23 protein-coding genes and 1 tRNA gene are annotated in these 21,789 nt (G+C 68.9%); 14 read left to right on the forward strand and 10 right to left on the reverse strand.

All coding sequences use genetic code 11. From position 1 onward, the window contains the following. The first annotated feature begins 19 nt into the window (after window positions 1-19). A complete protein-coding gene (locus LT965_RS04605; RefSeq protein WP_232702845.1) occupies window positions 20-181 on the forward strand; it encodes a hypothetical protein in 162 nt (53 codons plus the stop codon). Here LT965_RS04605 and gpmI read toward each other — a convergent pair. Beyond that, complete coding sequence (gene gpmI / locus LT965_RS04610) at window positions 178-1,707, reverse strand: 2,3-bisphosphoglycerate-independent phosphoglycerate mutase (RefSeq protein WP_232702846.1); 1,530 nt, start codon at window positions 1,705-1,707, stop codon at window positions 178-180. The genes LT965_RS04605 and gpmI overlap by 4 nt on opposite strands. Before the next feature lie 316 nt (window positions 1,708-2,023). Here gpmI and LT965_RS04615 point away from each other — a divergent pair, with 316 nt between their 5' ends. From LT965_RS04615 to LT965_RS04630, 4 genes are all read left to right on the forward strand, one after another. Then, entirely contained in the window at window positions 2,024-3,265 is a 1,242-nt protein-coding gene (locus LT965_RS04615; protein WP_232702847.1) for a DNA double-strand break repair nuclease NurA, read from the forward strand. A 71-nt stretch (window positions 3,266-3,336) separates the two neighbouring features. Next, entirely contained in the window at window positions 3,337-4,086 is a 750-nt protein-coding gene (locus LT965_RS04620) for an ABC transporter ATP-binding protein (RefSeq protein WP_232702848.1), read from the forward strand. 2 nt (window positions 4,087-4,088) lie between these two features. After that, window positions 4,089-5,702: a hypothetical protein gene (locus tag LT965_RS04625; RefSeq protein ID WP_232702849.1), complete on the forward strand. Its 1,614-nt coding sequence runs from the start codon at window positions 4,089-4,091 to the stop codon at window positions 5,700-5,702. A 90-nt stretch (window positions 5,703-5,792) separates the two neighbouring features. Continuing rightward, complete coding sequence (locus LT965_RS04630) at window positions 5,793-6,860, forward strand: complex I subunit 1/NuoH family protein (protein WP_432419307.1); 1,068 nt, start codon at window positions 5,793-5,795, stop codon at window positions 6,858-6,860. 2 nt (window positions 6,861-6,862) lie between these two features. On the opposite strand, the gene LT965_RS04635 is transcribed toward LT965_RS04630, so the two are convergent. Both LT965_RS04635 and LT965_RS04640 read right to left on the reverse strand, forming a co-directional pair. Further along, window positions 6,863-7,204, reverse strand: a complete 342-nt coding sequence (locus LT965_RS04635; protein WP_232702850.1) for a DUF7113 family protein — start codon at window positions 7,202-7,204, stop codon at window positions 6,863-6,865. Between the two features lie 49 nt (window positions 7,205-7,253). Next, complete coding sequence (locus LT965_RS04640; protein WP_232702851.1) at window positions 7,254-8,009, reverse strand: inositol monophosphatase family protein; 756 nt, start codon at window positions 8,007-8,009, stop codon at window positions 7,254-7,256. 81 nt (window positions 8,010-8,090) lie between these two features. Between LT965_RS04640 and LT965_RS04645 the strand changes: the two genes are divergently transcribed. Both LT965_RS04645 and LT965_RS04650 read left to right on the forward strand, forming a co-directional pair. Further along, window positions 8,091-9,893 carry an ATP-binding protein gene (locus tag LT965_RS04645; RefSeq protein WP_232702852.1) on the forward strand — a complete coding sequence of 601 codons (1,803 nt, stop codon included), beginning with the start codon at window positions 8,091-8,093 and terminating at the stop codon, window positions 9,891-9,893. Between the two features lie 47 nt (window positions 9,894-9,940). Next, the gene (locus LT965_RS04650) at window positions 9,941-10,369 is read left to right on the forward strand and encodes a universal stress protein (protein WP_232702853.1); all 429 of its coding nucleotides are present in this window, start codon (window positions 9,941-9,943) and stop codon (window positions 10,367-10,369) included. A 323-nt stretch (window positions 10,370-10,692) separates the two neighbouring features. Here LT965_RS04650 and LT965_RS04655 read toward each other — a convergent pair whose 3' ends face one another. Beyond that, window positions 10,693-11,901 (reverse strand): KaiC domain-containing protein, encoded by a 1,209-nt coding sequence (locus LT965_RS04655; protein ID WP_232702854.1) that lies wholly within the window; start codon window positions 11,899-11,901, stop codon window positions 10,693-10,695. Window positions 11,902-12,021: 120 nt separating this feature from the next. Here LT965_RS04655 and LT965_RS04660 point away from each other — a divergent pair, with 120 nt between their 5' ends. Both LT965_RS04660 and mptA read left to right on the forward strand, forming a co-directional pair. Then, complete coding sequence (locus LT965_RS04660; RefSeq protein ID WP_232702855.1) at window positions 12,022-12,846, forward strand: NAD(+)/NADH kinase; 825 nt, start codon at window positions 12,022-12,024, stop codon at window positions 12,844-12,846. Window positions 12,847-12,895: 49 nt separating this feature from the next. Next, window positions 12,896-13,828, forward strand: a complete 933-nt coding sequence (mptA, locus tag LT965_RS04665; RefSeq protein WP_232702856.1) for a GTP cyclohydrolase MptA — start codon at window positions 12,896-12,898, stop codon at window positions 13,826-13,828. On the opposite strand, the gene LT965_RS04670 is transcribed toward mptA, so the two are convergent. The 3 genes from LT965_RS04670 to LT965_RS04680 form a co-directional block, all read right to left on the reverse strand. Next, window positions 13,825-14,283 (reverse strand): DUF2255 family protein, encoded by a 459-nt coding sequence (locus LT965_RS04670; RefSeq protein ID WP_232702857.1) that lies wholly within the window; start codon window positions 14,281-14,283, stop codon window positions 13,825-13,827. The two genes, mptA and LT965_RS04670, sit on opposite strands and share 4 nt — an antisense overlap. Before the next feature lie 72 nt (window positions 14,284-14,355). After that, window positions 14,356-15,156, reverse strand: coding sequence for a TrmB family transcriptional regulator (locus tag LT965_RS04675; RefSeq protein ID WP_232702858.1), 801 nt, complete (start codon window positions 15,154-15,156; stop codon window positions 14,356-14,358). Between the two features lie 66 nt (window positions 15,157-15,222). Further along, window positions 15,223-16,845, reverse strand: coding sequence for a DUF255 domain-containing protein (locus LT965_RS04680; RefSeq protein ID WP_232702859.1), 1,623 nt, complete (start codon window positions 16,843-16,845; stop codon window positions 15,223-15,225). 240 nt (window positions 16,846-17,085) lie between these two features. Between LT965_RS04680 and LT965_RS04685 the strand changes: the two genes are divergently transcribed. Together LT965_RS04685 and LT965_RS04690 are read left to right on the forward strand one after the other, a co-directional pair. Beyond that, window positions 17,086-17,664 (forward strand): FxsA family protein, encoded by a 579-nt coding sequence (locus LT965_RS04685; protein ID WP_232702860.1) that lies wholly within the window; start codon window positions 17,086-17,088, stop codon window positions 17,662-17,664. Between the two features lie 67 nt (window positions 17,665-17,731). Then, window positions 17,732-17,805 (forward strand) — tRNA-Ile (locus LT965_RS04690). 63 nt (window positions 17,806-17,868) lie between these two features. Here the strand turns inward: LT965_RS04690 and LT965_RS04695 are convergent. Then, window positions 17,869-18,270, reverse strand: a complete 402-nt coding sequence (locus LT965_RS04695) for a hypothetical protein (RefSeq protein ID WP_232702861.1) — start codon at window positions 18,268-18,270, stop codon at window positions 17,869-17,871. A 163-nt stretch (window positions 18,271-18,433) separates the two neighbouring features. After that, window positions 18,434-18,661 (reverse strand): DUF8066 domain-containing protein, encoded by a 228-nt coding sequence (locus LT965_RS04700; RefSeq protein WP_232702862.1) that lies wholly within the window; start codon window positions 18,659-18,661, stop codon window positions 18,434-18,436. Between the two features lie 331 nt (window positions 18,662-18,992). Between LT965_RS04700 and LT965_RS04705 the strand changes: the two genes are divergently transcribed. Together LT965_RS04705 and LT965_RS04710 are read left to right on the forward strand one after the other, a co-directional pair. Further along, window positions 18,993-19,199, forward strand: coding sequence for a DUF7996 family protein (locus tag LT965_RS04705; protein WP_232702863.1), 207 nt, complete (start codon window positions 18,993-18,995; stop codon window positions 19,197-19,199). A gap of 30 nt (window positions 19,200-19,229) precedes the next feature. Then, window positions 19,230-19,496 (forward strand): DUF8006 family protein, encoded by a 267-nt coding sequence (locus tag LT965_RS04710; protein WP_232702864.1) that lies wholly within the window; start codon window positions 19,230-19,232, stop codon window positions 19,494-19,496. Window positions 19,497-19,580: 84 nt separating this feature from the next. Here LT965_RS04710 and ahbB read toward each other — a convergent pair whose 3' ends face one another. Then, window positions 19,581-20,612, reverse strand: a complete 1,032-nt coding sequence (gene ahbB / locus LT965_RS04715; RefSeq protein WP_232702865.1) for a siroheme decarboxylase subunit beta — start codon at window positions 20,610-20,612, stop codon at window positions 19,581-19,583. 94 nt (window positions 20,613-20,706) lie between these two features. On the opposite strand from ahbB, the gene LT965_RS04720 reads away from it, so the two are divergent. Beyond that, entirely contained in the window at window positions 20,707-21,765 is a 1,059-nt protein-coding gene (locus LT965_RS04720; protein ID WP_232702866.1) for an anthranilate phosphoribosyltransferase, read from the forward strand. Window positions 21,766-21,789: the final 24 nt, after the last annotated feature.

The following is a 21,789-nucleotide window of genomic DNA, read 5'->3' on the forward strand; positions in this document are numbered from 1 at the left end:
GCGCGGTCACGCTCCGCGTATGGCAGCAGCCGCCGGTAGTGTGTTCGCGTTCTTCCTGGCACTGTCCCTCCTCGGCGCGCTCGCACTCTACTACTTCGTGCGCCGCGAGGCCGAGAACACCGAGCGGATGCGCCGCGACGAGGCCCACGAGCGGGTCTCCCGCGAGCAGGACGAGAACTAGTCGAGCAGCGATTCGCCGGTCATCTCCGTGGGCTGGTCGACGTCCAGCAGCGCGAGCAGCGTCGGAGCGACGTCGCGGAGCGCGCCGCCCTCGCGGACCGCGTGGCCCCCGGAGCAGTCCTCGGCCGCGGCGTCGGCGTCGAGGAAGACGAGTGGCACGGGGTTGAACGTGTGCGCGGTGTGTGGCTCCTCGGCGGTCCCCATGTCGTCGGCGTTGCCGTGGTCGGCGGTGACGAGCACGTCCGCGCCGGACTCGCGCAGTGCGGGGACGAGCCGGCCGAGTTGCTCGTCGACGGCCTCGACGGCCTCGATGGCCGCCTCGTAGTCGCCCGTGTGGCCGACCATGTCGGGGTTCGCGTAGTTCAACACGAGCACGTCCGGGTCGTCGGTTCCGAGCACGTCGAGGGCGGTGTCGGTGACCCCCGCCGCACTCATCTCCGGCTGGAGGTCGTAGGTGGGGACGTCCGGGCTCTCGACGATGCGCCGGAACTCGCCGTCGAACTCCACCTCGCGGCCGCCGTTGAGGAAGTACGTGACGTGGGCGTACTTCTCGGACTCGGCGACCCGGAGCTGCGTGAGCCCGTGTTCCGCGAGCACGTCGCCGAGGGTCTGCTCGGGCTGTCGGGACGGGAACGCCACCGGGAGGCCGAAGGTCCTGTCGTACTCCGTCATCGTGGCGACCGGGGCGTCCGGCGGGTCGGTATCGAAGCCCCAGTCGTCGGGCCGGATGTCGGCGAGCAGCCGGGTCAACTGGCGCGCGCGGTCCGACCGGAAGTTGCAGAATATAACGGCGTCCCCATCGCCAAGTGCCGCGCCACCCTCGACCAGCGTGGGTTCGACGAACTCGTCGGTGGTGTCGCGCTCGTAGGACTCCTGGACCGCCTCGACCGCGGAGTCGGCGCGGTGGTCGGCCTCCCGGTGGACGATGGCGTCGTACGCGCGCTTCGTCCGGTCCCAGTTCTGGTCGCGGTCCATCGCGTAGTAGCGCCCGGTTACCGTGGCCACGTCCCCGGTACCCTGCTCGCCGGCGACGGTCTCGAGCGTCTCCAGGTAGTCCTCGCCGCCGTGCGGGGAGGTGTCCCGGCCGTCAGTGAACGCGTGGGTCGTCGCCTCGACGCCCCGCTCCGCCGCGCACTCGATCAGCGCGTGAACGTGCTCGTGGTCGGAGTGGACGCCGCCGTCACTGACGAGACCCATCAGATGTACGCGGCCGCCCGTCTCCGCCACGTGGTCGAAGGCGCCAGCGATGGCGTCGTTCTCGCAGAGGTCGCCGGACTCGATGGCGTCCTCGATTCGGGTGTACTCCTGGAGGACGACCCGTCCCGACCCGATCGTGAGGTGGCCGACCTCGCTGTTGCCCATCTGCCCCTCCGGGAGGCCGACGTCCCGGCCGGTGGTGGTGAGCGTGCCGTAGGCTCCCCGGCGGGCGTACTCGTCGAAGTTCGGCGTCTCGGCGGCCCTCACTGCGTCCAGTCTGTCGTGGTCGCCGAGCCCCCAGCCGTCGAGAATCACGAGCGCGGCCTGCATGATTCAGGGTGCGGTAGCCGCGGCCATGTAGGTGTCGTTCGTTGGTCGCAGGTCCGGCGGAGCTTGGGACAGCATACTCCGCAGCGAACACCCAGAAAGCCCCGGCGTGCTCGCTGTCGCCGGGCTTCGCCCGGCTGCAAGCGGTTCCGGGGGAACCGCTCTGCCTGCGGCTCGCTGCGCTCCTCGGCCTCCGGCCTGCGGTGCTTACGTCGCCTCGGCTACCGAGCACGCCGCCCCTTTCAGTCCGCCCGTCGGTCGACGCTTCGACCGGCAGACACCGTTGGGGTATTTGGTGCTCGGGGGAACAGACGGTGGCATGACCCTCGACCCCGTCCACTTCGACGGCATCGCGGACCTCGCGCGCCAGATCCGCCACGAGGTGGACGCCGAGGAACACCGCGACGTGGCCGAGGAGACGTGGGCGAACTACCTCGACCCGCTGTACGGCGACGGCGGCGTCGTCCTCGAACCGCTGGCCGAGCAACGTCGGTCGGCCGCCCCCATCGAGGAACTCGCGCTCCAGCCCTCGCCGTTCGACACCGCCCACGGCCTCGACTCCGGCACCATCAACCCGCGGACGTTCAAGAACGGGCTCGTCCTCGACCTGGCGCAGGCGGCGATGAGCGCGACGCCCTCGGACCTCGACCTCCACCGCTCGCGGACGGTCATCACGAGCGTCCACTCGAACGACGCCACCGTCCGCACGAACACCGACTGGCGGAAGTGGGACGCGGGATTCAGCCGCGGGCGCATCGTCCACACCGCGCCGCTCGCCCGCGACCAGGAGCGCGTCGTCCACGGCCTCGCGCTCTACCTCGCGGAGAGCCACCACGCCGTCCAACACGCCGAGGCCGTCGACGACCTGCTGCTGCTGGACGGTCCGGTGTACCCGAAGCAGCTGGTGAACTGGGCGGACCGCCACGCGAGCGTCGCAGACCTCGTCACGGAGGAAGAACTCGTCGGCGAGGTGCTGGAGAACTACGTCCGCCTCGTCGAGCGCTTCGCCGAGCAGGACGTGCCGCTGGCGGGGTTCGTGAAGAGTCCCGCGAGCCAGGCGCTCGTCCGCGCGCTCCGGGACCGCGGCCGGCCGACGCCGTGGGCCAGCGACGCCGCGTTCTTCACGCAGGTGCTCGAACGCCGCGAGTTCGACGGGGAGGACCACCAGCGCCTCACCGACGAACTCACGTGGACCGGCTGGTTCACGTCGACGCTCGGCGCGGACGGCGTGTTCGCCGACGCGGGCGAACTCGGCGTGGAGCGCGAACTCGACGCCGAAGCCTACGAAGTCGCCTTCTTCGTCGTCTACGACCCCCGGACGGACCTCGTCCACAAGGTCGAACTCCCCTGCGCGTTCGCACGCGACGGTGACGTCCGCGCGGCCGTCGAGCGCTACGTCACCAGCCAGGTCGCTGCGGAGGCCGGCCCGCCGAAGCCCGTGGGGAAGGCCGACGAACTCGCCCGTATCGGCGCCGCCGAGAAGGGCGAACTCGTGCGGAAGCTTGAACAGTCCTTCGACAGCCAGCAGGACCGCAACTACGACGACGAGCGCTGGGAGTGAGGCGGCCTGCGGTGTTCGAACGCGGAGAACACTCGTCCGGTTTTAAGACCGGTGAGCCGAGAGTGCCGACAATGAGCGACCGCGCCATCGAGACACGGAACCTGACGAAGCGGTACGGCGACACGACCGCCGTGGAGCGACTCAACCTCGCCATCCCCGCGGGCAGCGTCTACGGCTTCCTCGGCCCGAACGGCGCGGGGAAGACCACGACGATGCGGATGCTCACGACGCTCACGAGACCCAGCGACGGCACGGCCACCGTCGCGGGCGCGGACGTCACCGACCGCGAAGCGGTCGTCTCGAACATCGGCTACCTCCCCGAGGAGCCGCCGCTGCACGCCGAACTCACGGGTCGCGAACAGCTCCGCTACATCGCCGGTCTGCGCGACCTGCCCGAGGCCCACGCCGAGGAGCGCATCGAGGACCTCCTCGCCCGGTTCTCGCTGGCCGACGACGGCGACAAGCGCATCTCCGCGTACTCCAAGGGGATGAAACAGAAGGTCGGCATCATCCAGGCGATGCTCCACGACCCGGACGTCCTCTTCCTCGACGAACCGACCTCCGGGCTCGACCCCCGGGCCGCGCGCACCGTCCGGGACACCATCGCGCACCTCGCTGCGGGCGACGCCACCGTCTTCCTCTCGACGCACATCCTCCCGGTGGTCGACGAACTCGCGGACACGGTCGGCGTCCTCTACGACGGGAGCCTCGTCACGGAGGGGTCGCCGCGAGGACTGAAGTCCCGCGCGGAGTCCGGCGAGGAGCGCACCCTCGAGGACGTCTTCCTCGAGGTGACCGGCGGCATCGGCGAGGAGGCCTGACCATGTCCGCGCTGCCGGACGCCCGCCACTCGTACGCCATCGCCCGCAACGAACTCCGGGTCGGCTGGCGGAAGTTCCGCTCGAAGAGCTTCGTCCAGGTCCTCGTCTTCGGTCTCGCCGCGCTGCTCGGCCTGGTGTTCACAGCCGCTGCGACCTACGGTGCGTACTGGGCGGGTCAGGCGCTCGTCGAGGACCCGGGCGAGGCGGCCGACCTCGCCGCGCTCGTCCCGGCCGGCCTCGGCGCGTTCGTCCTCTTCATGGCGGCGTACATGACGGTCATCCAGATCGGCGACATCGACGTCCGGGACGGCTACCTCACGACGGTCCCCGCGCGTGACGTCGTCGGCGGCCTCCTGCTCTCGGGGTACGTCCGCGTCGCCGGCTTCGTCGCCGGGCCGCTGGTTGTCGCGAGCGCGGGGTTCGCGGTCGGCACCGGCGAGCCCCTGGCGTTCCCGCTGGCCGTCCTCGCCGTGGTCGCGCTGACCGCGACCTCGTTCCTCGTCGGCTACCCGCTGGGAGCCGCCGTCGGCTACCTCCTCGGGCAGTCCGAACTGGTCGCCCGTTACAGGGTCGCGCTCGGCGCGCTCGCGTTCGTCGCGTACTTCGGCCTCATCCTCACGGGCACACTCGACGTGGTGATCGACCCCGTCATCGAGGCGTTCCGTGCCTCGCCCGTCGCGTGGTACAGCGACCTCGTGTTGCTCCCCGTCCTCGACTCGGCGAGCGCCCTGCAGGCGGGGGCGGTGGTCGTCGGGTCCGTCCTCCTCTCGGCGGTCGCCGTGTTCGCCAGCGTCCGCGTCTCCGAGCGCCGGTGGTACGACGACGGCGTCGACGCCGGCGCCCGGGAGACCGACTCCGTCTCCGGTGGCCGCCTCGACGGACTGCTCGGCCGCCGGACCGCGTGGGTCGCACGCAAGAGCTGGCTGCGCGCCCGGCGCGCCCCCGTCAAACTGCTGTACGTCGCCTACCCGATCTTCGTCCTCGTCACCCCGATCCAGGCGAGCGTCGAGGCCGGCCGGGTCACCAGCCTGCTCCCGACGATCGTGGCGCTGTACGGCGCGTGGATGACCGGCGCGCTGTTCACGCTCAACCCGCTCGGCGACGAGGGCGCGGTGCTCCCCGTCTCCGCCATCACGGGCGTCACCGGCCGCGAGTTCGTCGGCGGCCTGGTCACCGCGAGCGCGCTCCTCGGTGGACCGGTGACGCTCGTCGTGACCGTCGTCCTCGCCGTGCTCAGTCCGCTCCCGCCGCTCGCCGTCGTCTGTACCGTCGCGGCCGCCGCCGTCCTGCCGCCGCTCGCCGCCGCCGTCGCCGTCGGCGTCGGCACTGCGTTCCCGAAGTTCGAGGCGACGACCATCACCCGGAGCCGCGAGGCCGTCGTGCCGTCGCTGTGGGCGTTCGCGGTGTACACGCTGGTGTTCCTGGTGACCGCGGGCATCGCCACGGGAGCGCAGTCGCCGGCGGCCGCCGGCCCCATCGCCGACGCGCTCGGCGCGAGCACGGCAGCCGTCCGCCTCGGCAGCCTCGTCGTCGGCGTCGCGCTCGCGGGCGCCACTGCAGTCGTCGGCACGCGCACCGCGGTGCGGGCGTTCGACGGCTACACCACGGACGACTGACCGGACACTACTTGAAGAGCCTAGTGGCTGCGGCAGTACGACGAACTGGGGACGCTCGAAACGTCCCCCTATGACGGTACGTAGCCACAGGTGGTCGCCGTGACGGCGCCGACGCTCCCCGAAGCGATCTCGAACGTCCTCCCGGACGGCCCGCTGGCCGACCCGCTGGGGGCGTTCCTCTCGGCGTTCCTCGTCGCGAACTTCGTGCTCGCGACCACCGCGGTCGCCGGCCCGTGGGCGAAACGCAAGATAGCCGCCGACTTCTGGGGGAAGGTCGGGCCGAACCGGATGGGACCGTACGGCATCCTCATCGTCGTCGCCGACGCCCTCCGCCTGCTCTCCAAGGAGAACATCGTCCCGGAGAACACCGACCGACCGGCCTTCGACCTCGCACCGCTCGTGATGGCGTCGACCGCGCTCCTCGGCTTCGCCGTCGTCCCGATGGGGTCGCTGTTCGGCGTGCGTATCCACCTCGCGGACCCCGAGACCGGGCTCGCGTTCGTCTTCGCCGTCTCCTCGCTGGCGAGCGTCGGTATCGTCATGGCGGGGTACGCCTCGAACAACAAGTTCAGCCTGCTCGGCGGTCTGCGCGCCGTCGCGCTCACGATCGCCTACGAGATCCCGCTCGTGGTCACCGCCGCCAGCGTCGTCCTGCTCGCGGGAACGCTCCAGATGGGCGCCATCGTGGAGGCACAGGCCGAACCGCTGCTCACCGTGGCGGGGGTCACGATTCCCTCGTGGTACGCCGTCGTCAACCCGGTCGCGTTCGCCCTCTTCCTCGTCGCGAACCTCGCGGAGGTCGGGCGCAACCCCTTCGACCTCGCGGAGGCGCCACAGGAGATCGTCGCCGGCATCATGACGGAGTACTCCAGCGTCTACTTCACGCTCATCTACCTCGCCGAGTTCATCCACATCTTCCTCGCCGGCGCCGTCGTCGCGACGCTGTTCCTCGGCGGCCCCGCGGGGCCGGTGCTGCCCGGCTTCGTCTGGTTCGTCGGCAAGATCTGGGCGGTGTTCCTGTTCACGCAGTGGATGCGCGCGACCATCCCCCGGGTCCGCGTCGACCAGCTCATCGAGATCGGGTGGAAGGGACTGCTCGTCCTCTCGTTCCTCAACCTGCTGCTCACCGCCGTAGTCGTCGTCGTGTTCGCAGCCTGAGCCTACGGTTCCGCCTCGTGTTCGCGGACGACCTCGATCACCACGTCGTCGGGGTCGATGCCGATGCGCGCGAACTGCGTGCGGACGTGTTCGCGGGCCGCGTCGAGGGCCAGTTCGCGGGTCTCGAACCCCCGGGGCATCGGCGACTCGAAGGCGACGTTGACGTCCTCGCCGTCGACCCGCTGGACGCTCCCCCCGCTCTCGACGGCGTAGAACTCGTCGCAGACCCAGACGTAGGGCGCGGCCTCGTCGGGGGCGCCCTTGAACGACGGCGAGTCCTCGCCGCGTTCGTACAGGGACCCCGTGAGCGTCGTCCCGCCCGCCGAACCGCGCACCAGTAACATAGGTGGTACTGGGTGGCCGACGACCATAAGCCCGTGGCTGGACCGCAGGTCACGAGACTGCTGCCAGCAGCGCCTCGCAGACGTCTCCGTTCGTCGCGGCGACGTACAGCCCGTCGCCGGGTCGAGCGACCGAAGCCCCTGCCTCTGAGGCGAGCAGTTCGCCGACGTGCTGCTCCTCGTCGTCGGGGTGGAAACAGACCATCCCGTCGAGACGCCCCCGGGCCAGCGCACCCCAGTGGACGCAGGGCGACCAGCTCTCGACGACGCGCTTCGTGACGTCGCCGAGCGCGGCCTGCAGCCGGTCTGCCTCGTCGAGTCTGCCGTCGAGTTTCACGTCGTGGCCGACGACGAACGCGACCGTCGCCTTCGCGGGTGGGACGTCGCTGTCGGCGCGAACCGGGTCGCCGTCGTAGCGCACGCCCTCGCCGCGCCGCACGACGAAGAGGTCGTCGGCGACGGGGACGTAGACGCTGCCGACGACCGGCCCGTCGTCGTCGAGGACCGCGGCCGCCGTCGCGAACGACGGGAGCCCCGAGACGAAGTTGTTCGTGCCGTCGAGTGGGTCGACGATCCAGCGGTAGTCGCCCTCGATGGCCACGTCGCCGGACTCCTCGGCGTACACTGCGTGCCCGGGGTGGGCGGACTGAATCACGTCGAGCATCCGCGCCTCGGAGGCGCGGTCGGCCGCGGCCTTCACGTCGTGTCTGGAGAACTCCGCGTCGACCTCGTCGCCAAAGCGTTCGCGGAGGTGCCGACCGCCGGCGAGACACGCCCGCACGGCCGTGTTCTCTACGTTGGAGAGCATCACCGGACGACACTCGACAAGCGTCTAAGGCGTTCCGGTTCGAGGGAAAGGGGTTTGTAGGCGGCCCGTGAGGAACGCGCCATGAGCGACCTCGGGGACTTCGCCGACCACGACCGCGACGACGCGGGCAGTGGTGCGAGCGACACCGGTGCTGGTGGCGCGGACGATGACTTCCAGCGCGCGGACCTCGACGACGTCGGCGACGACGCGGGCCTCGGCGCGCTGGCCGTCTCGGAGGGACTCCGCATCCACGAGGACGGACAGGAGACCGCACTGAAGGCCTACGTCACAGCCGGCAACCGGTCGGCGGTCCGTCTCGGCACGTACCTCGTCGCGCCGTACCCCCGCGGCGAGAAACTGTTCTGCCGCATTACCGGCCTGGAGTACGTCCAGGCGTTCCAGAGCGACGACGCCACGGAGATCCACGCACGGAGAGCCATGCGCAGCGACGGTGTCGACGAGCAGGACTACAAGTTCCTCGCCGAACTCGAACCGGTCGCCGTCCTCTACGACGACGACGGCGACCTCAAGCGCCGGATGCCCGACCGCGTCCCGAAACCCGAGACGGTGGTCCGGGCGGCCGACGACGCCACCGAGATCAAGACCGGTCTCAAGATCCCGGAGGAGGGTGTCTTCCTCGGTCACCTCTCCGTTGGCGGGGAGAAGGTGCGGACCGCGGCCGAACCGCCGACCATCGACTACCGGGTGAAAGACGACTACGACTCGGGCGACCCGCTCGTCTTCCGGCACACGCTCGTCGCGGGCGGCACCGGGTCCGGGAAGACCCACTCCGCGAAGAACGTCCTCCGGCAGTACCTCCACGAGGACCGCCGCTACCCCGTCGACTCGGGCGGCGCGGAGCGCCGGATGGCGGTCGTCCAGTTCGACCCGCAGGACGAGTACGCACAGATGCACGACGACAACCCCGAGGCCACCGCCGGCGACGAACGGAACTGGGAGACCCAGGGGCTCGCCCACGGCGGCCACGACGACACCGTCGCGTTCGTCCCGAAGGTCGGGGACGCGTCGTACGCTGCGGACCACCACGGCGCCAAACAGGTGGAGTTCACAGTGCCGTTCTCGATGGTGCGCTCGAACCCGTGGCTGGTCGCCTCCAGCGGCCTCAACGACAACCAGTACGGCGCGCTGACGCTGCTCCTCGACCGGTTCTTCGGGAACTACGGGCGCTCGGGAACGTACGAGGAGTTCTGCACGTTCCTCGACGACCCCGCGCTCAAGGAAGAACTCGACGAGAGCGGGCGCGTCCACGAGGCGACCTACGAGGCCGTACTGCGGCGCGTCCACAACATGCCCTCGGGGCTGTTCGACCAGGACGCACGCTCGATCACCGACCTCGTCTCGGACCGCCAGTTCGTGCGACCCGGTCGCCTCTCGGTCGTGCCGACGTACCACATCAGCAACTCCCGGGCGGCGGAGACGGTGGTACTGGCGGTGTCGAGCCTGCTCGTCGACCAGAAGCTCTCGAACGACCCGACCTACGAGTCGATCAAGGAGACGCCGCTCGTCGTGGGGATGGACGAGGCGCACAACTTCCTCGCGGACGCCGACAGCGTGCAGGCGAACAAGGTCGTCGGGAAGTTCACCGAGGCCGCCAAGCAGGGCCGAAAGGAACGTCTCGGCCTCTTCCTCATCACGCAGGACCCCCAGGACATCGCCGACCCGGTGTTCAAGCAGGTGAACACGACGGTCGTGTTAAACCTCGGTGACGAGGACGCCATCAAGGCCGTGAACATCCCCGCGGAGCTCCAGTCGAAGGTCCCGTACATGGAGAAGGGGCAGATGGTCGTCTACTCGCCGGACAACTCCGAACCCGTCGAAATCTGTGGGCTGCCGACGTGCCTGACGCGTCACGGTCGCGAGTAGTGGGAATTGCCCAACCGCTTTTTGAGGGGCACGACGAACTATCCGGTATGTCGAGGATTCTCGTCCCTATCGACGGTTCCGAACAGGCCCAGGACGCCCTAGAGTACGCACTCGAAGAGTTCGAGTCGGACGACATCACGGTCATCAACGTCATCGACCCCATCGAGGCCGGCTACACGGCGCAGGCGACGGTCCCCGGCTACTCCGAGGAGTGGTTCGAGCAGGCGAAGTCGGCGGCCGACGACCTGTTCGAGGCGGCCAACGAGACCGCCGCCGAGTACGGCAACGGACCACTCGACACCGCGACTGAGGTCGGCCGACCGAGCCGCACCATCGTCGAGTACGCCGAGGAGAACGGCTTCGACCACATCGTGATAGGGAGCCACGGGCGCGCCGGCGTGACTCGCATCCTCCTCGGGAGCGTCGCGGAGAGCGTCGTGCGTCGCTCCCCGATGCCAGTGACGATTGTGAGGTAGGGCTTGCAGGCGGCGTGTCGTCCTCGCGGCCCGGGTCGCCGCACTCCCGCCCCGGCCGGACCGCGCTTGTCGTCAGCTCACGGTGCGGGTTGGTTCCGCTCTCCTACTTGAACCTACACGAGCAGAAAGCGACGCCTGTGAGACAGCCGGCAGGTTAGCATCCGGCGACCGAGCGGGTCGAATACCCCGGAAGATCGCCGGTTCACTCCGCGAACGAAGTGAGCGGAGGCCGAGGAGCGACCAACGGGAACGACGCTGGCTTTTGGTGGAGCTTTTGCCGAGCGAGCGGCGCTACACGCCGCTCGCGCAGCGCAAAAGGTCCGCTAGAAGATATTCGCCTGCCGGTAGACGCTGATTCCCTGGTGGGTGATCTCGTACGGTTTGGTCTCGCGGGAGTGGTTGGCGTCCCGGATCTTCTGGATCTCGACGGCGAGACGGGTCTCCCGGAAGTCCTCCGGGCGGATGTAGCGCAGGACGACGACGGCGTCCGTGAGGTACTCGATGATGCCGTAGCGCGAGGCGAAGGGGTTGTCCTCGCTGGCCTCGCTGGTGAGCATCGTGGTGACGCCGGCCTCCTTCAGCGACTTGGTGAAGTCGTAGATCTCGGTGCGGCGCTTGGACTGGTCGTCGTACATCATCTCCAGCAGGGAGACGGAGTCCAGCACGAGACGGCTGGCGCCGAACTCCTCGACCAGACGGGGGAGTTCGTTGCGGATGCTGGTCAGGGAGTTCGCCATCTCGATAGGGTCGATGTCGATGACGGCGAGGTCCCCCGCCTCGGTGTGCCGGTCGAACTCCCAGCCCTTGTCGACGGCGCTCTTGATGACGCGCTCGCGGGACTCCTCGAGCGTGATGAAGACGGCACGGTCGCCGTTCTGGACGGCCTCGTAGAGGAACTGGAGGCCGAACGTGGTCTTCCCGGTCCCGGCTTCGCCGACGGCGACCATCAGGGAGCGTTCGGGGACGCCACCCTGGATCATCTCGTCGAGGCCGTCGATGCCGATGTCGATGCGGGGAATGTCGGAGTCGTACTCTTCGTCCTCCTCGAATCCGCCGGGCGCCCCTGCACCGGCGTCGCCGTCGATGTCGAACCCGAAGGTCTCGTCCCCACCGCCGGGAGCGCCGCCACCGCCGAACGCGTCCGCGAAGTCGTCCTCGAAGAGGTCGTCGCCGCCGCCCGGTTCGCCGCCGCCGAACGCGTCCGCGAAGTCGTCGGAGTCGTCTCCGCCAGACTCACTCTCGGCGGCGTCCGGCGCCGGTTCGTCGCCCAGGTCGAGCGCGTCGGTGGGGTCGACTGACTCGTCCGCGGTGTCCTCGGCTTCGTCGGTGTCGCTGTCGTCCGGGGCGTCGTCTACGTCTGCGGTGTCTGTCTCGACGGCTTCGTCGTCGGCGTCGGCTGACGGTTCGTCTGCGTCCGCCTCCGTCGGCGGGTCGTCGTCAGCATCGGCTGGCGAGTCCCCGGAGTGGTCGGCCGACTCCTCGGCCTCGTCGTCGAACGCCTGCTCGAACCAGTCCTCGTCGTCCTCAGCCACGGTGACGCCTCCAGCCCGCGACGGGACGCGCCGTCGACTCCATACCCGGCCGTTGTGACACAGCGAAAAGTAGTTTCCGCCGCCCGCGGGTTTTTCAAGGGCGCCCGTGAGATAGTCGGTATGCGTGTTGGAATCGTCGCACAGCGGGGGAACTCCCGCGCGGCGTACCTGGCGGCGGACCTGCGTGAGTTACTCGCCGACGAGGACGTCGAGGTGTGGCTGGACACGGAAACGGCGGCCACGCTCGACGGCGACGGCCACGACGTCGACACGTTCGACGCCTGCGAACTCGTCGTGAGCATCGGCGGCGACGGGACGTTCCTGTTCGCCGCGCGGGGCGCCGGGTCGACGCCCGTGCTCGGCGTGAACCTCGGCGAGGTCGGCTTCCTGAACGCGGTGGCGCCGGGCCAGGCCGTCGAGACGACGCGCCGGGCGGTCCGGCGGTACGAGGAGACCGGCGAGGTGAGCCACCGGGAGGTGCCGCGGGTCACCGCGACCGGCGAGGACTGGGCGCTGAACCCCGCGCTCAACGAGGTGGTCGTGGCCGGCGAGCAGCGCGGGCACGGTCACGGAGTGGACGTGGAGGTGCGCGTCGACGGCTCGCTGTACGAGGCGACGCACGCCGACGGCGTGCTGGTGGCGACGCCGACGGGGAGCACCGCGTACAACCTCAGCGAGGGTGGGCCGCTCGTCACGCCGGGCGTGGACGCGCTCGTGGTGACGGGGATGTGCCCCGTCGAGCCGATGCCGCCGCTGGTGACGGGCCTGGACAGCGAGGTGACCGTGCGCGTCGACGGCCCGGAGTACGCGGTCGTCTCCAGCGACGGGCGGAACCGCGAGCGAGTCGCGACGCCGGCGGTCGTGACCGTGCAGACCACGGACGACCCGGCGCGGGTCGCGGGCCCGGAGACGGACTTCTTCCAGGCGCTGAACAAACTGGAGTGAGGTGCCGGAATGAAAAGGGTTAGTGAGCCGCCACACGTAGCGGACGCCAATGAGCCAGCAGCTTCCCGACGTACAGGCGACCGAACCGGACGTCAGAGTCGGCCTCAGTCAGGTCGGCGTCACGGGGGTCGAGAAGCTCGTGAAGATCGCTCGCGAGGACAAACGTCCCATCGCGTTGATGGCGGACTTCGAGGTGTTCGTCGACCTCCCGCAGGGCCGGAAGGGCATCGACATGAGCCGGAACATGGAGGTCATCGACGAGACCCTCGAGGCCGCCGTCTCGGAGCCGGTCTACCAGGTCGAGGAGATGTGCGGAGACACCGCCGAGCGCCTGCTCGACAAACACGACTACACGACGACGGCGACGGTGAAGATGGAGGCGGAGCTGATGATCCAGGACGAGACACCGGCGAGCGAGCGCTCGACGCAGGGCACCGTCGACATCATCGCGTCGGCGACCGCCCGCGAGAACGAGCCGACCCGCGAGGAGATCGGCGCGCGCGTCGTCGGGATGACGGTGTGCCCGTGCAGCCAGCAGATGATGAGCGAGACCGCGCGGGAGACGCTCCGTGACCTCGGGGTCGGCGAGCGCGAGGTCCGGAAGTTCCTCCAGGCGGTCCCGCAGGCGGGCCACAGCCAGCGCGGGCACGCGACGCTCACCGTGGAGGCCGCGGGCGACCCCGAGGTCGACCTGATGGACATCGTCGACCTCGCCCGGGACTCGATGAGTGCGCGCATCTACAACATGGCCAAGCGCCCGGACGAGGACCACATGACGTACGCGGCCCACGCGAACGCGAAGTTCGTCGAGGACTGCGTGCGCTCGATGGCGGAGGGCGTCGTCGCGGAGTTCGACCACCTCGCGGACGGCGTGGTGGTGACGATGAAGCAGTCCAACGACGAGTCCATCCACCAGCACAACGCCCACGCCGAGCGCATCGCGGAGCTGGGGACGCTGCGCGAGGAAGTGAACGAGAACTAGAACTCCCACCGCGTCGCGTCCGTCGGGAAGTCCGCCCACGCGAACGCGCGCTCCGGTCGCACCGCGAAGACGGGCGACCCGTGGCGGACGTCGTACTTCTGTTCGTAGGCGTCGTCGACGCGTTCCTGAGTCTCGTCGTCGGTGACGCGTTCCGCGTGCCCTTCGAGAATCACGACCTCGGTCCCGCTCTCGGAGTGGACGCTCACGGCGGGGTTCGTGGCGAGGTTGCGGACCCAGCGCGTGAGCTCGCCGCCGCCACAGTGGACGGTGTCGTCGACGTAGACGCCCCACACCGGCCGAGTGTGCGGTGAGCCGTCGGGGCGCGTCGTGGCGAGCCAGAACGTCTGCTGGTCGCGCAGGCGGTCGGCGACGAACGACCAGTCGAGGGCGCCATCGCCCTCGGGGATCCCGTAACTGTCCTCGGTCTCCGGGGTGCTCCGCTGGGGGGCGGTCATGGTCGAAGTACGCGCCGGACGACAATCAGTCGAGTGTCGGGTCGGTCGAGTTCGCTCGGTCGGGTGTGCCGGTCAGTCGAGTGTGTCCGCGTCGGTCCAGCTGTCCTCGAAGGCGGCGTAGACGTCGGCGGCGAACTCCGCGTCCTGGAGGTCGATGATGGCGAACGCCTCGTCGGGTTCGACGGGGTTCGACACCTCCAGGCAGACCTCCGCGCCGTCGACGATGGTGACGTTGCCGTCGATGCCGTCGCCGACGCGGACCTCGTAGTCGGGGCTGTCCGCGAGGTCCGAGGCGTAACGCTCGTTGACGACGTCGGGCATCGAGCGCGCCAGGCCCTCGGACATGAGCACCGAGACGGAGACACCCCGCTCGACGGCGTCCTGGAGGCGGCTGAACACGCGTCCGCTCACGTCGTCGAAATCGAAACTGGAGGAGGGCGTGCCGGAGACGAGGACGATGCTGTCGCTGGCGGCGTCGAGGCGTTCGAGCAGCAGGCCCAGCGAGTCGTCCGGTCCGAGCGCGGCGGTCCAGAAGCCGTCCTCGGGGGCGGTCGGGTCCTGGAGGTCGCGGGTGAGTTCGTCGACGACGGACTCGTACTGGTCGGCCTTCTCGCGGAGTTCGCGCTTCCGGTCGTCGAGCAGGCGGTCGAGGGCCGTGTCCGGTTCGACGGCGACGTACTTCTTCGGCCGACTCGCGGCCTGACTCCGGACGAGGTGCTGGGACTCGACGCTCCCGAGCACGTCGTAAATGCGGCCCATCGGCACCCCGCTCTCCTCGGACAACTCCTTGGCGGTTGCCGGACCGGTTCGAAGGAGCGCGCGGTACGCACTCGCCTCGTACTCCGAGAGCCCGATGTCCCTCAAATCAGCCATCTCGTCGTCAGTTGGGATTCGGGGGTCAAAAACACTCCGACGGTTTATCTCGGCCGGCCGGTAGCGCTACTGCGTGCTCGCCACGAGGTCCGCGAGCGCCTCGGGGGAGTCGACGGCCGCCGTCGTGCCGTCGGTGGTCTCCAGCCACGCCGTCTCTCGTTCGCTGTCGGCGTCCGGCAGGACGACCTTCTCGTGGTCTGCCATCCGGAGCGCCGCGCGGTGGAGGTCGCTGCCCACCTCGTCCGCGACCGCGACCACGAGCGGGCGGTCGACGACGCGGGAGGCCGCCGTCCCGTAGCTCGCGACCTGGACGCCCATCCGGTCGGCCGCCCCGGCGAACGCGCCGACAGCGTCGCGTGCGGCGTCCAGGTAGCGGTCGTCGCCGGTGAGGTAGTGGAGGTCGACCAGGGCGTTGGCGAACGTCGCGGCGTCGTCGATGGGCCGGAGCGGCATGTCGAGCAGACCGACGTCCTCGCCGGGGCCGTCCTGAAACGCGCCGGTCGCGTCCTGCAGGTCGTCGATGGTCGCGTCCGCGACGGCGACGGCAGTGTCGAGGTAGCCGTCACCGAGCACCTGGGCCGCCGTGGCGAACGCCTGCGTGACCTGTGCGCGGTCCGCGAGCAGGCCGGTGGGTGCGGCGGGTGCGTCGAAGTGGCGGACTGTCCCGTCGTCGACGAGGCTGTCCGCGAGGTAGTCGAGCGTCCGCTCGGCGTAGCGGGTCGCCGTCTCGTCGTCGGTGTACGACGCGAACGCCAGGAGTGCGTCCGCGGCGAGGGCGTTCACGTCGGCGTACGCCGTCTCGTCAACGGCCGGTTCCTCGTGGCCCGCACGCTCCTCGTCGGGGGCGTCGAAGTACGCGCTGGCGGCCTCGCTACCGCCGAACGCCGCGCCCGTCCACAGCGTCCCCGTGAGGTAGTCGATGGCGTCCGCCGCGGGGTCGCGGTACGCCTCGCTGCCCGTGTGGAGGTAGGCGTGGGCGAACGCCCGGAGCAGGCTGGCGTTCTCCGAGAGCACCTTCTCGCGCTGGGGGTCCGACCAGTCCCGGCCGTGGGCGAACCGGAAGAACCCGCCGTCGACGTCGTCCGTGAGGTTGCGTGCGACTGCGTCGAGGGTCCGGAGGGCCTGGTCGCGCTCGCGCTTGAGGGCGAACTCGATGGTCCCCGGGAGCGGGAACTTCTCGCTGGTCCCCCAGCCCGCGTGTTCGTCGTCGTACTGGTCGCCGAGCTGGCCCGCGAGCAGGCGCTCGATCTCGCCGTCGACCGGTCCCCGGGGTGGTTCGCCGCCCTGCAGCGACCGGGGCACCTGGCCCGCGTCCTCGCCCTGCTCGTCCCACGTCTCGCGGACGCGCTGGAGCACCTGGCGGAACCCCTCGGGTTCGAGGAACGTCGCGCCCGCGATGTGGTTCCCCTCGGGCGTCACGAACACCGTCGACGGGAACCCGCCCATGTTGTACCGCTCGCGGACCCGCGGGTGGCGGTCGGCGTCCACGCGCACCGGCACGAAGTCGTCGTTGACGTTCGCCGCGATGCGGGGTTCCGCGTACGTCCGCTCGTCCATCTGCCGGCACCAGTCGCTCCAGGACGCGACCAGCGCCACCAGCAGCGGGACGTCCCGGTCGGCGGCCTCCGCGAACGCCGCCTCGCCCCACTCGCGCCACTCCACACGCGTCCGGTCCGCAGCGTCTTCCATACCCGCCACTCGGCGGCACGCCCGGGAAACCGTTTCGACACGGGCAGCGCGAGGCCGACCGACGGGAGTCCTCGGACTGCTCGAACGAGGAGCGAAGCGACCCGTGAGAGTCGCGGGAGTCGACAGCGCCGAGGGCTTTCAGACAGTCGCAGGAGTCGTCACCGCCACCAAGCTATCAGCTGAATACAGGAACCGTACGGTAGCAGAAAAGCTATCAGGCGCGCGAAGCAACCTCGTGGTATGCCTCGACTCCGGTGGCTGTTCCTGGCCCTGCTGATCGTCCCCCTCGCGGACGCACTGTTCCTGGTGTTCGTCGCGGGGGAACTCGGCTGGAAGGTCACCGTCGCCATCGTCGTCCTCACTGCGCTCCTGGGGACGCTGTTCGTGCGCGCCGAGGGCCGCCACACCCTCCGGCGCATCCAGCGCTCGCTGGCGAGCGGCGAGTCCCCGGCGGACGACCTCATCGACGGCGCGTTCCTCATCGCCGCGGGCGCGTTCCTGCTCACGCCCGGCCTGCTCACGGACGCCCTCGGCTTCCTGCTCGTCTTCCCGGTGACGCGCATCCCGTTCCGGTACGCCGTCAAGCGCTGGGTCATCCTCCCCAGACTCGACCAGCGCACCGGCGGCTTCGCCACCGGCAACGTCTACACGTTCGGCTTCCCCGGCGACGACGCCGACCCCTTCGGTGGCGACGCCGGCGGCTCGGGCGGCGGCTTCGACCCCCGGGACTTCGACGCGAACGCCGACAGCGAGGACACCGTCGACCTCGGCGAGGAGTCCTACGACGTGGAGTTCGACGACGACGAGGACCGCCGGTAACGCCAGCGGGCGCCGGTGTCGAAAGGAAACCCTTAATTGTGGCACCAGCAAACGTTCGGTTGCGTTCGGGTCAGTAGCTCAACTAGGTAGAGCGCCACTCTGATAAGGTGGAAGTTTGCGGTTCAAATCCGCACTGACCCACTCAGTTTCCTCTCGTTCACTGACCGAGTAGCGAGTTCTCTTTCGTGAGGATATTACCCTGACCTATGCGCTAAAGAACACCGCCGTCAGAACTCGCTGGAAAATTATAGTGAATATGGCAGCCGAAAGGCCAATTAGGAGTTGGAAACACAAAACTTTCCACTTTGGCTCATCCAGTTCGCTGGCCAACCAGGCGACCGAGAGCCCAGTAATCATCAGCATCAGGGAACTTGCGCCCGTGACGCCCCTCTGAATCGCGACGCTATCTGTTGCCACCATTATAGCTCCTGAGAAGAACAAAAGCGCCCACCAGAGCAGAGCGGTTCCTCCTGTGATTATCCCGACCCCCATGATGTCAACATCTTCGTCGCTGTTGAGTACCCACTTCACCACCCCCAACCAAAGCGTAAGCGCCACTAGAGTTGCCTGAAACAGCGGGATAGACGTACTAAGGTCTGCAACCATATCTCCCACTCACCACTATTTCCAGATTAACTTTCCTACCCGTTGTCAGAATAGGTCCGCCTGGCTATATCCCCTGCCACGGATATCCTCCTTTGTCACTCAATCTCGAGCGAATAATGTGGTCCGTGCTCGGGGTAACAGCTCATCTTCGTAAACGAAACCACTACTTCTGCTCTTCACTCTCGGCGATTCGCTGGAGCGCGTCCGCGATGCCTTCTACGGCGACGAGAAACCGCCACAGGAGGTACAGCGACACGAACAGCATCCCGAACCAGATCACGAGCAGTGGCTGGTGTATGACGAGCACCGAGTAGCCCAGGAGGAGGACGTAGAGGAGGACTATCAGGCCGAGCCAGTGGGAGGGAATAGACGCAGGGGACCAGTCCGACATGCGTCGCTCTACCCGGAAGGCACACTTAAAATCAGCGTCACTTGCGCACTGCCTCGCCATAACCGCGTTCGCACGCGCTGCAACTCCGCGACGCTTTCAGTACCCAACACACCGAACTCCCTGCTGGGTTCCGAAGGTTCGGAACCTGTCCCTGTTCCCCGCCACGCCGAGGCCCACGGCCGTTGCCTGGCCGTTCCCTGCCACCCGGGCCTCGGTTGGCGTTCCGGAGTCCAGTCGCGCAGTCGAGGAGTGCCGGACGGCGCTGGTCCCGGATTCGGCCCCCGCGTCTCGAAGCGGAGGATTCACGCACGCCGAGTGCCAACGCGAGTCCATGAAGTCGCACGTGAAACTGGCGCTGGTGCTCGCCGCGGGTATCGCGGTGCCGGGCGTGGCGGACTACGCGCTCAAGGAGGCGGGCGCGCCGACCGCTGGCGCCGCCGTCTGGGCGGTCGGGTACGCGACGATGGTGCTCGTCGTATGGTACTACTGGATCCGCCCGCTGGACATCACTGGACCGAGCGGCGGAACGGAACCTTAAAGGGGATTTCGCGGCGATTTCCGACCAACAATGGCGTTCACACCGTTGCCCCTCATAGACGACTTCCTCGTCAACTACCACGTCGGGCACGCACTCCTGGTGTTGTTCGCGCTGTCCATCGTCGGGGTCATTCCGCTCGGATCGCGGAAGATCGTCTCCATCAACGCCGTGATGTTCGGCCTGCTCTTCCTCGTGATTCCGGGGTCAATGCTCGGCGACGACCCGTTCACGTACCGCTTCCTCGGCCTCGCGCTCGTCATCGTCGCACCGCTGCTGTACGTCACCGCCCGCAGGTAATCCGGGGCCGCGAACGCCGCCTTCTACCGACGACCAATCCGTAGCCGAGCGGCCGCGTCACACCGCGCGCCGACCACGCTCGCGCTACTCTCCGACGAGTTCCTCGTAGCGCGCGCCCGTCTGCTTCAGCGTCTGTTCGCTGTACAGTCGCTCGTGGTCGAACGGCAGGTACTCCGCGGCGAGTTCGTCGATCTTCGCGTCGACGGCGTCGCTCTCCCGGCCGTGGATCATCGTGAAGAGGTTGTACGGCCACTCCTGGTCGGGTCGCCGCGGGCGGTGGTAGCACAGCGTCACGTACGGGAGTTGGCCGACGTCGACGCCGCGCTCGTTGAGTTCGTCGTCGGGGACGTCCCAGACGACCATGCAGTTGGCGTCGAAGCCCGTGACGACGTGGTTGACGATGCAGCCGACGCGCTTGATGCAGCCGTCGGTGAGCAGGCGCTCGACGGCGTCCAGGACGCTCTCGACGTCCGCGCCGATTTCGTCGGCGACGTCCCGGTAGGGGGTCGCGGACAGCGGGAAACCGTCCTGGATGGCCAGCAGCAACTCGGCGTCCAGTTCGGAGAGGTCGCCCGTCGCGTTCTCGCTGATGCGCGTCGCGGAGACGTCCGTGCTGTCCAGGCTCTCCCGTGCGAACCGGTCGGAGTTCACCACCGGGAACTCGAGGTCGATGTAGTAGTCCGTGAGCATCGGGAGGTTCAGCACCTCGCAGCCAGTGCGCTCTTCGATTTCCCGGAGTATCTCGTCGCGTCGCTCCCGGCTGCCGGCGGTGACCACGAACCACTGGTTGTACTCGTGGGCGCGCCGGTAGTTGTGGTTCACCTGCCGGTAGCCGTTGATGACGTCGGCCACCTCGTCGAAGCGGTCCTCGGGCGCCCGCACGGCGGCGAGCGTCGAGGAGCCGATGACCGGCGGGTTGAGCACGGCGCCGAACCGCCGGAAGACGCCCTCGTCGCTGAGCCGTTCCACGCGCTCGACGACGTCTGCCTCCGTCGTCCCGAGCGCCGCCGCGACGGCCTGGAAGGGACGCTCGCGGACGGGGAAGCCGCTCTGGTACTCGTCGACGAGGCGTGCGTCCGTGTCGTCGAGGCGTTCACGCCAGTCCTCCGCAACCATTGGTCGGGCGTAGGGAGCACTGCGGTTACTGTCTACCGGTTCCGGCGCACGCGAACCGGGTGGATTTACCGTGGTGCGATTCCAACCCCGAGACATGAGTGATTCGTACGGCGAGTGGCCGCTACAGCGCCTGATGACGGAGGTCGTCGGTTCTGGGCCGAAGTCCGCCGCGGACATGACCCGCGAGCAAGCGACGGAGGCCTTCGAGCGCATCCTCGACCACGACCCGGACCCCACGACGCTGGGCGCGTTCTGGCTGGCCAACCGCTGGAAGCGCAACGACGGCGAGGAACTCGGCGCGTACGTCGACGTGATGCGCCGTGACAGCGTCGTCACCGCCGAACCGGACGCCGACCCCGTGGACTGCGGCGCGAACTACGACGGGAAGCAGTCGAGTGCGCTGCTCGGCGTCGCGGCCGGCGTCGTCGCGGCCGCCGGCGGCACGCCAATCGTCGTCCACTCCGGCGACCGCGTGCCGACGCAGCAGGGCGACGCGTACAAGCACGTCCTCGACGAACTCGGCGTCCGCACCGAGCTCTCACCGGACGAGAGCGCGCGCATGGTCGACGAGGTGGGCTTCGGCTTCTACTACCAGCCGGAGTTCAACCCGGTCGTCGACGCGCTGTGGGACCGCCGCGAGAAGATGGGCGTCCGGACGTTCGTCAACACCGTCGAGACGCTCGGCAACCCCGCGAACGCCGACGTCCACCTCGGCTCGTTCTACCACCTCGCGTTCGCGAAGAAGATCGTCGAGACGGTCCGCGAGAGCGAGGCCGTCGGCTTCGACCGCGTCCTGATGTTCCAGGGGATGGAGGGGTACGACGACGTGCGCCCCGGGTCGACGACCGTCGCGGAGTGGTCCGCGGGCGGCGACGTCGAGGACTTCACCGTCGAGACGCCGGACTACGGGATGGACTTCGAGAGCGAGGACCTGCACGTCGACGACGTCGCCGTCGACTCCGCGGCGATCACGGCGGACGTGCTGGCCGGTGAGGAGCGCGGCCCGTTCGTGGACGCCGTGGCGCTCAACGCCGCCCTCCGCATGTACGCCGGCGAGGACGTCGACTCCATCGACGAGGGCGTCGAGGCGGCCCGCGAAGTTATCGCCGACGGCCGCGCCGAGTCGCTGCTCGCGGACCTCTGTGCGTTCTGAGGTCGGAACCACTTTGTGACAGCC

The organism is Halobacterium wangiae (genome assembly GCF_021249345.1).
Classification (GTDB): domain Archaea; phylum Halobacteriota; class Halobacteria; order Halobacteriales; family Halobacteriaceae; genus Halobacterium; species Halobacterium wangiae.

Excerpts from the sequence above, each read along its gene's own strand:
- LT965_RS04605 (WP_232702845.1), top strand. The coding sequence starts at position 20 with ATGGCAGCAGCCGCCGGTAGTGTGTTCGCGTTCTTCCTGGCACTGTCC.
- gpmI (WP_232702846.1), bottom strand. The coding sequence starts at position 1,707 with ATGCAGGCCGCGCTCGTGATTCTCGACGGCTGGGGGCTCGGCGACCAC.
- LT965_RS04615 (WP_232702847.1), top strand. The coding sequence starts at position 2,024 with ATGACCCTCGACCCCGTCCACTTCGACGGCATCGCGGACCTCGCGCGC.
- LT965_RS04620 (WP_232702848.1), top strand. The coding sequence starts at position 3,337 with ATGAGCGACCGCGCCATCGAGACACGGAACCTGACGAAGCGGTACGGC.
- LT965_RS04625 (WP_232702849.1), top strand. The coding sequence starts at position 4,089 with ATGTCCGCGCTGCCGGACGCCCGCCACTCGTACGCCATCGCCCGCAAC.
- LT965_RS04635 (WP_232702850.1), bottom strand. The coding sequence starts at position 7,204 with ATGTTACTGGTGCGCGGTTCGGCGGGCGGGACGACGCTCACGGGGTCC.
- LT965_RS04640 (WP_232702851.1), bottom strand. The coding sequence starts at position 8,009 with ATGCTCTCCAACGTAGAGAACACGGCCGTGCGGGCGTGTCTCGCCGGC.
- LT965_RS04645 (WP_232702852.1), top strand. The coding sequence starts at position 8,091 with ATGAGCGACCTCGGGGACTTCGCCGACCACGACCGCGACGACGCGGGC.
- LT965_RS04650 (WP_232702853.1), top strand. The coding sequence starts at position 9,941 with ATGTCGAGGATTCTCGTCCCTATCGACGGTTCCGAACAGGCCCAGGAC.
- LT965_RS04660 (WP_232702855.1), top strand. The coding sequence starts at position 12,022 with ATGCGTGTTGGAATCGTCGCACAGCGGGGGAACTCCCGCGCGGCGTAC.
- mptA (WP_232702856.1), top strand. The coding sequence starts at position 12,896 with ATGAGCCAGCAGCTTCCCGACGTACAGGCGACCGAACCGGACGTCAGA.
- LT965_RS04670 (WP_232702857.1), bottom strand. The coding sequence starts at position 14,283 with ATGACCGCCCCCCAGCGGAGCACCCCGGAGACCGAGGACAGTTACGGG.
- LT965_RS04675 (WP_232702858.1), bottom strand. The coding sequence starts at position 15,156 with ATGGCTGATTTGAGGGACATCGGGCTCTCGGAGTACGAGGCGAGTGCG.
- LT965_RS04680 (WP_232702859.1), bottom strand. The coding sequence starts at position 16,845 with ATGGAAGACGCTGCGGACCGGACGCGTGTGGAGTGGCGCGAGTGGGGC.
- LT965_RS04685 (WP_232702860.1), top strand. The coding sequence starts at position 17,086 with ATGCCTCGACTCCGGTGGCTGTTCCTGGCCCTGCTGATCGTCCCCCTC.
- LT965_RS04695 (WP_232702861.1), bottom strand. The coding sequence starts at position 18,270 with ATGGTTGCAGACCTTAGTACGTCTATCCCGCTGTTTCAGGCAACTCTA.
- LT965_RS04700 (WP_232702862.1), bottom strand. The coding sequence starts at position 18,661 with ATGTCGGACTGGTCCCCTGCGTCTATTCCCTCCCACTGGCTCGGCCTG.
- LT965_RS04705 (WP_232702863.1), top strand. The coding sequence starts at position 18,993 with ATGAAGTCGCACGTGAAACTGGCGCTGGTGCTCGCCGCGGGTATCGCG.
- LT965_RS04710 (WP_232702864.1), top strand. The coding sequence starts at position 19,230 with ATGGCGTTCACACCGTTGCCCCTCATAGACGACTTCCTCGTCAACTAC.
- ahbB (WP_232702865.1), bottom strand. The coding sequence starts at position 20,612 with ATGGTTGCGGAGGACTGGCGTGAACGCCTCGACGACACGGACGCACGC.
- LT965_RS04720 (WP_232702866.1), top strand. The coding sequence starts at position 20,707 with ATGAGTGATTCGTACGGCGAGTGGCCGCTACAGCGCCTGATGACGGAG.